This window comes from Stenotrophomonas sp. YJH_SMC_73, assembly GCF_059370155.1.
In genome coordinates, this window is record NZ_JCAFTJ010000001.1 from 515,832 (window position 1) to 529,024 (window position 13,193).

The 13,193-nt window shown below is 67.0% G+C and carries 9 protein-coding genes; all 9 read left to right on the forward strand.

Annotated features, from left to right (window positions below; all coding sequences use genetic code 11):
- The first annotated feature begins 14 nt into the window (after positions 1-14).
- The 9 genes from AC5P8R_RS02345 to AC5P8R_RS02385 all read left to right on the forward strand — a co-directional run bounded on the left by AC5P8R_RS02345 (position 15) and on the right by AC5P8R_RS02385 (position 13,151).
- Positions 15-2,177, forward strand: coding sequence for a RelA/SpoT family protein (locus AC5P8R_RS02345; protein ID WP_005418955.1), 2,163 nt, complete (start codon positions 15-17; stop codon positions 2,175-2,177).
- Positions 2,178-2,326: 149 nt separating this feature from the next.
- Complete coding sequence (locus AC5P8R_RS02350) at positions 2,327-2,713, forward strand: RidA family protein (protein ID WP_005418954.1); 387 nt, start codon at positions 2,327-2,329, stop codon at positions 2,711-2,713.
- A 7-nt stretch (positions 2,714-2,720) separates the two neighbouring features.
- Positions 2,721-4,832 carry an ATP-dependent DNA helicase RecG gene (gene recG / locus AC5P8R_RS02355; RefSeq protein WP_495222956.1) on the forward strand — a complete coding sequence of 704 codons (2,112 nt, stop codon included), beginning with the start codon at positions 2,721-2,723 and terminating at the stop codon, positions 4,830-4,832.
- 321 nt (positions 4,833-5,153) lie between these two features.
- Positions 5,154-6,092: a nucleoside hydrolase gene (locus AC5P8R_RS02360; RefSeq protein ID WP_049407499.1), complete on the forward strand. Its 939-nt coding sequence runs from the start codon at positions 5,154-5,156 to the stop codon at positions 6,090-6,092.
- 88 nt (positions 6,093-6,180) lie between these two features.
- A complete protein-coding gene (locus AC5P8R_RS02365) occupies positions 6,181-6,423 on the forward strand; it encodes a type B 50S ribosomal protein L31 (protein ID WP_010484049.1) in 243 nt (80 codons plus the stop codon).
- 296 nt (positions 6,424-6,719) lie between these two features.
- Positions 6,720-7,997 carry a citrate synthase gene (locus tag AC5P8R_RS02370; protein ID WP_014648268.1) on the forward strand — a complete coding sequence of 426 codons (1,278 nt, stop codon included), beginning with the start codon at positions 6,720-6,722 and terminating at the stop codon, positions 7,995-7,997.
- A 344-nt stretch (positions 7,998-8,341) separates the two neighbouring features.
- On the forward strand, positions 8,342-9,406 hold the full coding sequence (locus AC5P8R_RS02375) for a hypothetical protein (RefSeq protein ID WP_495222957.1): 1,065 nt from the start codon (positions 8,342-8,344) through the stop codon (positions 9,404-9,406).
- 460 nt (positions 9,407-9,866) lie between these two features.
- The gene (locus AC5P8R_RS02380) at positions 9,867-10,364 is read left to right on the forward strand and encodes a CS1 type fimbrial major subunit (RefSeq protein WP_014648266.1); all 498 of its coding nucleotides are present in this window, start codon (positions 9,867-9,869) and stop codon (positions 10,362-10,364) included.
- 60 nt (positions 10,365-10,424) lie between these two features.
- On the forward strand, positions 10,425-13,151 hold the full coding sequence (locus AC5P8R_RS02385) for a TcfC E-set like domain-containing protein (RefSeq protein WP_495222958.1): 2,727 nt from the start codon (positions 10,425-10,427) through the stop codon (positions 13,149-13,151).
- The last annotated feature ends 42 nt before the right edge of the window (positions 13,152-13,193 follow it).

The window sequence follows — 13,193 nt, forward strand, 5'->3', positions numbered from 1 at the left end:
AATAGGCTGCGGGCATGAACCCAGGCCCCACTGCCAAGGTCGCCGCAGCCCCCACTGCCGCCGTACCCGACTACGTCCTCCAGCTTGAACGCGCCGCCCATTACCTGCCGCCGGAACAGCTGCCGCTGTTGCGCCGTGCCTGGGAAGTCGGAGCCTCCGCGCACGCTGGGCAGACGCGCAAGTCGGGTGAGCCCTATATCACCCACCCGGTGGCGGTGGCCCAGGTGCTGGCCGAGCTCGGCCTGGACGTGGAAGCGCTGATCGCCGCGATCCTGCACGACACCATCGAAGACACGCCGCTGACCCGCGAGGCGCTGGCCGCCGAGTTCGGCGAAGCCGTGGCCGAACTGGTCGACGGCGTCACCAAGCTGGACAAGCTGAAGTTCCGCGACCGCCAGGAGGCGGCCGCCGAGAGCTTCCGCAAGATGCTGCTGGCGATGTCGCGCGACCTGCGCGTGATCATGATCAAGCTGGCCGACCGCCTGCACAACATGCGCACGCTGGGTGCGCAGAGCCGCGAAGCGCGCGGCCGCATCGCCCGCGAGACGCTGGAGATCTACGCGCCCATCGCCCAGCGCCTGGGCATGAGCCTGGTCAAGAGCGAGCTGCAGAACCTCGGTTTCAAGGCGCTGTACCCGTGGCGCCACGCCATCATCGAGAAGCACATCCGCAGCCAGCCGGTGGTGCGTCGCGAGGCGATGGCGCAGGTGGAAGTGCAGCTGTCGCAGCGCCTGGCCAAGGAGGGGATCGAGCATCGGCTGATCAGCCGCATCAAGACCCCGTGGAGCATCTACAACAAGATGCGCGACGAGAACAAATCCTTCGACCAGGTGATGGATGTGTTCGGCTTCCGCCTGGTCGTGCGCAGCGTGCCCAGCTGCTACCACGCGCTGGGTTCGGTGCATGCCACCTTCAAGCCGCTGGATGGCCGTTTCCGCGACTTCATCGCCATTCCCAAGGCCAACGGTTACCAGTCGCTGCACACGGTGCTGTTCGGGCCGTATGGCTCGCCGATCGAAGTGCAGATCCGTACCGAGGAAATGGACCTGATCGCCGAACGCGGCGTGGCCGCGCACTGGACCTACAAGTTCGGCGGCGATTCGCCCAACAGCGCACAGAGCCGTGCCCACGCGTGGATCGTCGAGCTGATCGACTCGCAGCGTGCCGCCGGTTCCTCGCTGGAGTTCCTGGACAACGTCAAGGTCGACCTGTTCCCGGACGAGGTCTACCTGTTCACCCCGAAGGGCAAGATCCTGGCCCTGCCGCGCAATTCCACCGCGCTCGATTTCGCCTACGCCGTGCATACCGACGTCGGCAACATGGCGGTGGCCTCGCGCGTGGACAAGAAACTGGTGCCGTTGCGCACCAAGCTGGTGTCGGGGCAGTCGGTGGAGATCATCACCGCACGCTCGGCCACGCCGAAACCGCAGTGGCTGGAATTCGTGGTTACCAGCAAGGCGCGCACCGCCATCCGCCACCAGCTCAAGCAGCTGGAGCACGAGGATGCCGTGCAGCTGGGCCACCGCATGCTCGACCGTGCGCTGGAAGCGATGGATTCGTCGCTGGAGCGGCTGCCGAAGGGGCGCCTGGATGCGTTCCTGGCCGAACACCGCTTCCCGCGCCTGGAAGCCCTGCTGGCCGAGGTCGCACTGGGCAACTGGATGCCGACCCAGGCCGCGCAGGCGCTGATGGCCTACGCCGAACTGCGTGGCGGCCCGCATTCGCGCCACCACTCGCAGGAAAAGATCCTGATCAACGGCAGCGAGCGTGGCGTGGTCACCTTCGCCGGCTGCTGCCAGCCGATTCCCGGCGACGAGATCATGGGCTACCACACCGCCGGCAAGGGCATCGTGGTGCACCGCATGGACTGCCCGAACCTGGCCGAGCTGCGCAAGTCGCCCGAGCGCTGGGTGCCGATCGGCTGGGACACCACCGTCTCCGGCGACTACGACACCTCGCTGGTGGTGGAAGTGGAGAACGGCACCGGCGTGCTGGCACAGCTGGCCGCTGCCATCGCGCAGAGCCACTCCAACATCGAGCGCGTGGACTACCTGGATCGCGATTTCAACGCCGCCGTGCTGGCGTTCAACATCCAGGTGCGCGACCGCAACCACCTGGCCGAAGTGATGCGCCGCCTGCGCCGCCTGTCGGTCGTGCAGTCGGTACGCCGCCAGTAGGTCCACGCCATGCGTGGATGACGTTCCGCGCACACGACATACGGGGTCGGATCCGTTTCCCGCCGGGAAACGGATCCGACCCCCAGCCGATGCCGCGCCCACCCGGTACAATCACCGCTCTGTTTTCCCCCAAAGCACCGGAGCGACCCATGTCCCGCCAGATCATCAACACCGAAAAGGCCCCCGCCGCCATCGGCCCGTACTCGCAGGCCGTGCGCGCCGGCAACACCGTGTACTTCTCCGGCCAGATCCCGCTTGACCCGGCCACCGGCGACATCGTCGGCGCTGGCGACGTCGAAGCGCAGGCCCGTCGCGCCTTCGACAATCTCAAGGCCGTGGCCGAAGCCGCCGGCGGCTCGCTGGACAAGGTCGTGCGTCTGGGCCTGTACCTGACCGACCTGGGCGAGTTCGCCAAGGTCAACGCGGTCATGCAGGACTACTTCCAGGCCCCGTACCCGGCCCGTTCCACCATCGAAGTCTCCGGCCTGCCGAAGGGCGCCAGCTTCGAGGTCGACGCGGTGATGGTCATCGACTGACCACCACGTGGCACGCAAGGCGGCGGTCACCCCGGTCCTGTCACCGTCCGGCGAAGCATCCCTGGCGATGCTCGCCGGCGTCGGTCCGGCCGTGGCCGCCAAACTGCAGGCGCGTGGCCTGGCCACCCTGCAGGATCTCTGGCTTCACCTGCCCCTGCGCTATGAAGACCGGACCCGGCTGACCCGCATCGAAGACCTGCGCAACGGCGTGCCGGCGCAGGTGGAAGGGCGGGTGGTCGCGGTCGAGCGCGGCATGCGCTACCGGCCGATGCTGAAAGTCGCGATGGAGGACGAAGGGCAGGGCACCCTGGTGCTGCGCTTCTTCCATTTCCGCCAGCAGCAGGTCGGCCAGTTCGCGGTCGGCAACCGGCTGCGCTGCTTCGGCACGCCCAAGCCCGGCCACCTCGGCCTGGAAATCGTCCATCCCAGCTACCAGGTGCTGGGCCGCAACGATGATCCCGAACTCGGCGACCGCCTCGACCCGGTGTATCCCACCGTCGAAGGCGTGGGCCCGATGACGATGCGCAAGCTGATCGGCCAGGCCCTGGATCGCCTGCCCGAGGAGAGCACGCTGGAACTGCTGCCCAGCGGTTGGCTCGATGGCCTGGGCCTGCCGTCGCTGCGCAGCGCGCTGCTGACCGTGCACCGGCCACCGCCGGATGCCGACCTTGCCGCGCTGGCCGCCGGCACCCACCCGGCGCAGCGCCGCCTGGCGATGGAAGAACTGCTGGCCCACCACCTCAGCCTGCGTCGCCAGCGCATTGCCTTGCAGGCACACCATGCGCCGCCGCTGGCTGGTCCTGGCAAGTTGGCCAAGGCGCTGCTGAAGCAGCTGCCGTTCGCGCTCACCGGCGCGCAGGCGCGCGTGTTCAAGCAGATCCGTGAAGACCTCGCGCGCCCCAGCCCGATGCTGCGGCTGGTGCAGGGCGACGTCGGCTCCGGCAAGACCGTGGTGGCCGCACTGGCTGCGATGCTGGCGGTGGAGCAGGGCAAGCAGGTCGCATTGGCAGCGCCCACCGAACTGCTGGCCGAACAGCATCTCAACAACCTGCGCGGCTGGCTGGAGCCGCTCGGTGTGCGTATCGCCTGGCTGGCCGGCAAGGTCACCGGCAAGGCGCGCGCCAAGGTGATGGCGCAGGTCGCCAGTGGCGAAGCGCAGGTGGTGGTCGGTACCCACGCGCTGATGCAGGAGGCGGTGGTGTTCCAGGATCTGGCCTTGGCCATCGTCGACGAACAGCACCGCTTCGGCGTGCACCAGCGCTTGGCGCTGCGCGACAAGGGCGCGGGCGGCAACAGCGTGCCGCACCAGCTGGTGATGACCGCCACGCCGATTCCGCGCACGCTGGCGATGTCCGAGTACGCGGACCTGGATGTGTCGGCCATCGATGAACTGCCACCGGGACGCACGCCGGTGCAGACCGTCGCCCTCAACAATGACCGTCGCCCGGAACTGATCGAGCGCATCGCGCTGGCCTGCGAGGAAGGGCGGCAGGTGTACTGGGTGTGCACGCTCATCGAGGAAAGCGAAGAACTGGATGCCACCCCGGCGCAGGCCACCTACGAATCGCTGCAGGCACTGCTGCCCGGCGTTCGCGTGGGGCTGGTGCACGGACGCCTGAAAGCCGCCGAAAAGCTGGCGACGATGGTGGCGTTCAAGACCGGCGAGATCGACCTGCTGGTCGCGACCACGGTCATCGAAGTAGGTGTGGACGTACCCAATGCTTCGTTGATGGTGATCGAGAACGCCGAACGCCTCGGCCTGGCCCAGCTGCACCAGCTGCGCGGCCGCGTGGGGCGTGGTTCGGCGGTATCGCGCTGCGTGCTGCTGTACCAGGCTCCGCTTTCGCAGATGGCGCGTGAGCGCCTGCAGACCATGCGCGAAACCAACGATGGTTTCGTCATCGCCGAGAAGGATCTGGAACTGCGCGGCCCCGGCGAACTGCTGGGCACCCGCCAGACCGGCCTGGCCGGTTTCCGCATTGCAGACCTGGCCCGCGATGCCGGCCTGCTGCCCGGCGTGCATGACCTGGCCGAGCGACTGCTGGCCCAGCAGCCCGCGTTGGCCGATCGCGTGGTGCAGCGCTGGATCGGCACCGCCGTGCGCTACGCCTCGGCGTAAGTGGCGGGGTCAGGCCCCTTTGCACAGCAAAGGGCTCTGACCCCATCCCCGGGACGCTCATCCACGCACGGCGTGGATCCACTGTAGAGCCGAGCCCACGCTCGGTTGCTGTGCGCGTTGCGCGCGGGAGTCGAGCATGGCTCGACTCTACAGAGAGCTCTTCCCTGCCATCCGCGGGAAACCCGTTTTCGGCGTTGCTGTTGAAGTTGTCGGCCAGCGGCCGGCACTACCGCGGGTGCAGGTCGCAGCCCTGCCGCCCCCCATACTTGCAACGGTCATCATCCCGGTCCACACTTCGTTGCCGATCTGAAGACGGCAACGATGACCCACAAGATCCCCCTGTTGATCGACACCGACCCCGGTGTGGACGACGCCCTGGCCCTGCTGATGGCCTTTGCCGATGAACGGCATGACGTGGTCGCCCTGACCATCGCCGCCGGCAATGTCGGCCTGCAGTACACCGTCCGCAACGCCCTCAAGCTCTGCGACATCGTCGGCCGCACCGACGTGCCGGTGTTTGCCGGCAGCCCGGATCCGCTGCTGCATCCTTCCGTAGACGCTGCCCACGTGCATGGCCGTGATGGCTATGGCGACGTGGACCTGCCGCCGCCGAGCCGCCAGGCCGAAGCCGAGCATGCTGCGCTGGCCATCCTGCGCCTGTCGCACGCGCATGCCGGCGAACTGATGCTGGTGATGCTTGGCCCGCTGACCAACCTCGCGCTGGCACTGAAGCTGGACCCGACCCTGCCCCAGCGCATCAAGCGCATCGTGGTGATGGGCGGCGCGGTCACCTGCCACGGCAACATCACCCCGGCAGCCGAATTCAACATCGCCTTCGACCCGGAAGCCGCGCATGTGGTGTTCACCTCGTTCAAGCACCTGCTGGTGTCGGACTGGGAGGCCACCGTCGCCCACGGCCTGCCGCTGGAAGAAGCCGAGAAATGGCTGCAGGCCGATTCCGATCGCGCCCGCTTCTACGAGCTGATCTCGCGCAAGACCCGGGGCCTGTCCGAAGACAGCAAGGGCGGCCGCTGGTACACCGCCGACGCGGTTGCCATGGCCTGGGCACTGAACCCGGAAGGGCAGCTTCGGGTCGAGTCGCGTCCGCTGAACGTGGAGCTGAATGGTACGTTCAGCCGCGGCGCCACCATCGTCGACTGGAACCGCCAGACCGGCCAGCCGGACAACTGCGATCTGCTGATGGCCTACGACCAGCAGCGTTTCGAGGCCCTGGTACGCCAGGCCCTGGGCGCGGACTGAAGCCGATTGACCGGCACCGGTTGCCCCGGGCGGCAACCGGTGCTTATAATGCCGCTCTTGACCACCAGCCCATTTACGGTGTGAGCCCATGAAGGCCGATATCCATCCGAACTACCGCGACGTCGTCTTCCATGACGTCACCTCCGATTTCAAGATCCTGACCCGCTCGACCATGGCGACGAAGGAAACCATCAAGTGGGAAGACGGCAACGACTACCCGCTGGTGAAGGTTGAAATTTCCTCGGCTTCGCACCCGTTCTACACGGGCAAGCACAAGGTCATCGACACCTCGGGCCGTATCGACAAGTTCCAGAAGCGCTACGCGCGCTGATCTGTCGATCCAGCTTCGAACCGACGGCCGCGCTCTGCGCGGCCGTTTGTTTTTCCCCAACGCCTACCCAACGGGCGTTTGGATGGACAGAACACTGCGTTCGTGTGACAACGCTTTTGCCGATCCGGGCCGCTTGCTGGCCGGGTTCTGGCCGCCTGCCGTCTACGACTTCTGTCTAGCGCCGGGCAAATGCTGCTGTGCGATAATGGCATGATCCCCGGCACAGGCCGAGGACGTCATTCACGTGCCTGACCAATGCGCTTGGGCAGGCGCCTTCCCATGAAGGAGCGCACACAGTGTCCGATCTTGATCAGGTCACGCTCAACGCCGGCGATAAGTCCGTCGTTCTGCCCGTCATCAAACCCACCCTTGGCAACGACTGCGTCGACATCGCGAAGCTGACCAAGGAAACGGGGTTTTTCACCTACGATTCCGGCTTCACCGCGACGGCCAGCTGCAAGTCCGCCATCACTTACATCGACGGCGACAAGGGCGTGCTGCTGTATCGCGGCTACCCGATCGAGCAGCTGTCGGAAAAGTCGAGCTACGTCGAAGTGGCCTACCTGCTGATCAACGGCGAGCGCCCGAGCGCCGAGCAGCTGAAGGCCTTCACCGATGAGCTGACTGCCGAAGCCAATGTCGACGACTCGATCAACACCCTGATCGGCAGCTTCGCCAAGGACGCCCACCCGATGGCCATCCTGGCTGCTGCGATCGCGCAGCTGTCGGCCATCTACCACGACGCGCTGGACCTGTCCGACGCCGAACAGCGCCGCCAGGCCGCCGTGCGCCTGATCGCCAAGGTGCCGACCCTGTCGGCGCTGATTTACCGCCATGGCAAGGGCCTGCCGGCCAACAAGCCGGACACGTCGCTGGACTACGTCAGCCGCTTCCTGAAGCAAACCTTCGAGTCGGCTGACGGCCAGTACGATCTGAACCCGGATGTGGTCAAGGCGCTGGACCTGCTGTTCATCCTGCACGCCGACCACGAGCAGAACGCCTCGACCTCGACCGTGCGCCTGGTCGGTTCGACCGGTGCCAACCCGTACGCGTCGGTCGCCGCTGGCGTCACCGCGCTGTGGGGTCCGGCCCACGGCGGTGCCAACGAAGCCGTGCTGAAGATGCTGGAAGAGATCGGCAGCGCCGACAACGTCGAGTCCGCCGTGGTCAAGGCCAAGGACAAGACCTCCGGCTTCCGCCTGATGGGCTTCGGCCACCGCGTCTACAAGAACTTCGACCCGCGCGCCAAGGTCATCGGCGAGATGACCAGCAAGGTGCTCAAGCAGCTGGGCGTGCAGGATCCGCTGCTGGACGTGGCCGTGAAGCTGGAACAGGCCGCGCTGCAGGACGAGTACTTCGTCGCGCGCAAGCTGTACCCGAACGTCGATTTCTACAGCGGCATCATCTACAAGGCGCTGCAGATCCCGACCGAAATGTTCACCGTCATGTTCGCCCTGGGCCGTACCTCCGGCTGGGTCTCGCATTGGCTGGAACAGCAGGTCGATCCGGAAATGAAGATCGGCCGTCCGCGCCAGGTCTACACCGGCAGCGATGTGCGCGACTACCAGGGCTGATCGCCCCGCGTAGGTTGTGCCGAGAACGCCCCGCATGCGCGGGGCGTTTTTTTTCCGCCGCCCTGGTGGGTGCCAACCAAGGTTGGCACGCTTTCGACACTCGCGAAAAACCATCCACGCATGGCGTGGATCCACTTGTTCCCGCCCTTGGTTGGCACGCTCCCCCATCCACGCGTGGCATGGAGTTACCGCGTTCCCGCCTTTGGTAGGTGCCAACCTTGGTTGGCACGCTCTTCAACGCGACAAGACCGCGTGATTCAGGGGTCTCACCAGCTTCACAAGCGCTCGCGCAGCCTCAGGACGCCAGCTGCATCCGCAGCACCTGAAATGGAGCGTCCATCCCGATGAGTACCCGATTCGACCCACCCGAGCGCGGCCCGCTCGGCGCTGACGTCGCCGCTGTCGTCACTGCCCCCATCGTTCCTCCCGCCAGCGAAAGCGCGGTGTCGTGGGGAGCCATCTTCGCTGGCGCCGCCGCCGCCGCTGCGCTCTCTCTCATCCTGCTGATCCTCGGCGTGGGCCTGGGGTTGTCGTCGGTGTCGCCCTGGTCGTTCGAAGGCGTCAGCAAGGAAACCTTCGGCTGGTCCAGCATCGCCTGGCTCACCTTCACCGCGCTGGCCGCTTCCGGCCTGGGTGGCTATCTGGCGGGTCGCCTGCGTACCAAGTGGACGCAGATCCACGGCGACGAAACGTACTTCCGCGACACCGCGCACGGCTTCGTGTCGTGGGCGGTGGCCACGCTGCTGACCGCGGGCCTGCTGACGTCGGCCATCGGTGGCGTGCTGGGTGCGGGCGCAAAGGTGGCCGGCGCCACTGCCGGTGCCGCTGCGTCCACCGTCGGCGTGGCTGCAGCCGGTGCCAGCGGCGCTGTGGCGGCTGCACCGGAAGGCGACCTCGACTATTGGGTGGATGCGCTGTTCCGCAGCACGACCCACGCAGGGCAGGCCGATCCCGCAGCGCCGCCGCCGGGCGCACCGATGGACCCGGATGCCGCGCCACCGCCGGCAGCGGGCGCCGGTCCGCGCGACGCGCGCATGGCCCCACTGCCGCGACCGGCGCCGGGCAACGGTCCGATCGGCGATCGCCGCGAAGTGCGTGCCGAAGTGAACCGCATCATCGTCAACAGCCTGCAGGGGGAAGGCCTGGATCCGGCCGATACCCAGTATCTGTCACAGCTGATCGCGCGCGATACCGGGATGAGCCCGGCTGAAGCGCAGGCCCGCGTGACCGATGTGCAGACGCGCATGCGTGCAGCGCTGGAGAAGGCCAGGAATACCGCCAAGCAGGCTGCCGACGATGCGCGGAAGGCGACCGCCTACGCCGCATTGTGGCTCTTCATCACCCTGCTGATCGGCGCGTTCTTCGCCAGCCTCAGCGCCACCTGGGGCGGCCGCCGCCGCGACCTGTAATCCACCCTTCCATGCAAGGAGACCTGCCATGAAGATGATTCTGCTCTGGTTGCTGGGCGTGCCGATTCCGCTGCTGATCCTGTACGCGATCTTCTTCTGATCGCGCACCACCGCGCCGTGTCATCAGGCCGCCGAAAGGCGGCCTGATGCCATCCCGCAGATCCACGCCACGCGTGGATGCCCCACAGTAGAGTCGAGCCATGCCCGACTCTACAAACGCAATGCAATGAGGTTTATTGCATTCAAACAGTGAGGGAAATTGCATAACCCTCAAACATAGAGCGCCTTCAAAAATTCTCCTTAACGTTCAACGTTTTAGGAATGCTTGAATGGCCTGCATGGCAATGGATTTCTAACATTCTCTCCGTCGCCCGCACCCATCCCCGCGGGCGGCGCTTCCCTCCCTTTTCTCCTTGGGGAGGGGAGCTTTCAAATTCCCCCTTGTCCGAGAGAGACAACCATGCACGCCATTATCAAGAAGGCCGCGCTCGCTGCAGCGCTGGCCACTGCTTCGCTGTCCGCGCACGCGCTGGAAACCAAGATCACCGTCTACGCCGACGTCGACCCGACCCTGGCGTTGCTGCTCGAGGACGGCACCCCGCTGCCGGATACCGTGCAGATGACCCACGATCCGCTGCGCGGCCTGCTGCCGTCGACGCAGCAGGTGCGCATCCACTCCAACGATATCGATAAGGACATCGAAGTTCGCCTCGGCCACGATCCGGTGCTGCTCAATGGCGCCACGCGCGTGCCGCTGGCCGTCAGCCTGAATACCGACGCGCTGACCACTGCGGTCACCGAGTTCAAGGCGGCTGACCTGTTCAACGGCGCCAGCTCGACGCCGGGTGCCTCCATCTCGATGCCCCTGACCATCGCCCAGGCGGGTGCAGGCGGCCCGCTTACGGTCAACGGCCGCTACGAAGGCATGGTCTACATCGTCATGAACCAGAAGCCCTGATCCACGGCTTCCCGCGCCGGCCCGCACCCCGGGCCGGCCGCTACTCCAGCGGTACCCCCAATGACCCCACACGCCCCCGCCGTTACCCGGCTGGCGGTCGCGCTCGCCCTGGCACTGGCTGCTCCTCTGGTCGCAGCCCACGGCGTCCCCGCCGGCTTCGAGGATCTGGTCGAAGGCCAGACCGAACAACTCGACATCCAGCTGTTCGGCCGCTCGGCCGGGCTGTCGCCGGTGCGCGTGACCCTGGAGCACGTGCAGCTGGAAGACCCCGCGCGCGTGCTGCAGGCGCTGGCCCTGCCTGCCGAAGCGCAGGCGGCGCTGCTGCCGGCGTTGTCGCAGCCGCTGCCGCGCAACAGCCACCTGGCGTGCCGCTTTGGCGGCGCCACGGCCGGTTGCGGCTATCTTGACCCACCGGACGATCCCGCCGTCGCGCGCGCGCTGTATGACGAAGGCGAGGGTGCGGTGCGCCTGTTCGTGGCGCGGCAGTGGATTCCCGGCGAGCCGGCCGCCGAGCGCTACCACACAGTCACGGCCAACGCCGAAAACGCCTTCCTGCACCAGCAGACGCTCAACGTCAGCGGCGGCCGCGACCATCAGGCGCTGTCCGCGCGCGGCGTAGGCACGCTGGGACTGTTTGATCGCGCTCACCTGTCCGCCGACTGGTACTACACCCAGCAACGCTACCGCAGCCGAAGCGACGACGACTTCCAGTTCGACAACGTCTATTACCGCCATGACCTGGGCCAGGCGCACTACCTGCAGGCCGGGCGTATGGACCGCCGCAACCTGTCCAGCCCGCAGGGCGGCACCTTCAGTTTCAGCATGCTGCCGCTGGACCGTTTCCAGGGCGCGCGCGTGGGTACCACCCAGGCCTATGTGGACACCGATGCCGCCGTGCAGGCCACGCCGCTGACCGTGCTGCTGGCGCGCGATGCACGCGTCGACGTGTTCGACGGCGAGCGGCTGCTGCAGACCTTCTACCTGCAGGCCGGCATCAACCAGATCGACACCCGCAATTTCCCCTTCGGCAACTACCTGGTGCGCATGCGCATCTACGAAGATGGTGTACTGGTGCGCACCGAGGAGGCACCGTTCGACAAGGGCGGCGACTGGACCAACAGCCAGTGGCAGTGGTTCGTGCAGGGCGGCCGCCGCAACGAGCGCCGCAGTGATCGCTTTGATGGTGAAAGTGTGGCGATGGCCGGCGTGCGCGTGCCGCTGGGCCGCGATGCCGCACTTACCGCGGGTGCCGCCAACCTCGGCGGCCACAGCTACGGCGAGCTGCGCCTGGACCTGCGCCGCGTGCTGGCCACCCAGGAAATGCGCGCCTCGCTCAGCGGCATGCGTGGAAGCGATGGCAGCAATGGTCAGCAGCACCAGCTGTCATACCGGCGCAAGGCGTCGTGGAATCTTTACCAGCAGCGCATGCGCGGCAAGGCCTGCCAGTTCGAGGCCGATGCACGCGACCAGCTGGGCTGCACCAACTCACTCAGCGGCTCGGTATCGCTGCCGCTGGCCGGCGGCAACGTCTACGTGGGCTACACCCGGCGCCAGACCTGGCGCACCGGCTGGCATCGGCCTGAATTCGAGCAGGACCCGTTGTTCGGGCTGGATCCCTTGCTGCCGCCCGGCCCGCTGGAGCCGCGCCGCGAGCCGGTGCTCAGCCGCACCTGGCAGGCCAGTTTCAGCCGCAGCCACCGCTGGCAGGACTTCAGCGTGTCCACGCGCGTGGGGCTATGGCAGCAGCGCAGCACCGACAGCGTGCGCGGCAGCAACGAGCGTGACCGTGGCATCTACTTCAACCTCAGCCTGACCCGCCTGCAGCGCAACCATGACAGCAGTGGCCAGCGCCGCTATGCGGTGGACGTGCGCCAGCCGCAGCATCAGCGCCCGGCCATTGACTACAGCGTGGGCCAGAGCCTGCGCCAGGACCGGGACACGCACTATCGGGAGCTGAACGCTGAACTGCGCGCCAACAACAACGACCGTTACAGCGCGTCACTGAGTGGCCAGCTGCAGAATGGCATCGGCAACACCACCGCCAGCATCGCGCACTATCAGCAGCGCGGGCGTGGCGAGACCGGCTACAGCGGCAGTCACAGCTCCGGCTTCGCACTGGGCCGTCGTGGTTTCTACTGGAGCGGTGCCAACGGCGCCGAGGCCGGCCTGGCCGTGCAGGTGGACGGTTTCGACGATGCCGACCTGCATGGCGTGGCCGCGGAATTGCAGGTGGGGGGACTGCGCCGACAGCGTCTGCAGATCGGCGAGCGCCGGCTGCTGCCGCTGCAGGCCTATCAGTCGCAGCGCGCCGAAGTGCAGGACGCCAGCACGCTGGACAGCATCGCCGCGATCCGCGTAACCGGCGTGGGCGGTGCACGGCCGATGTTCCTCACCCCCGGCAAGCTGATGCGCATGCCGGTGCCGATTGAAGTGACCTACACCTTCATCGGCAACGCCAAGGACCTTGCGGGGTCGTCGCTGGGCGGCGCCCGCATCCTCAACGCGCCGGTGCCCGGCACCAGTGCCAACGGCAGCTTCGTTGCCGATTTCCCGCGTCGCGAAACAACGCTGTACCTGCTGCAGGACGACCGCCTGCTGCATTGCCCGCTGCAGGTGCGTGAGCGCCGCCAGGTGGTGCTGCTGGTCGGCGCCGTGCACTGCGAGCCGCTGGCCGTGGCCCAGCTGCCGCCCGAGATCCGCCAGCAGGCCCGCGTCACCCGCCTGCTGCAGGAACGCGCGTTGATTGCCGCCACGCCCCAGACCGCTGCTGCAGGAGGTACGCCATGAGCCGGCGTTGGATGTGTGTGTTGATGCTGGTGTGTGCGCCGG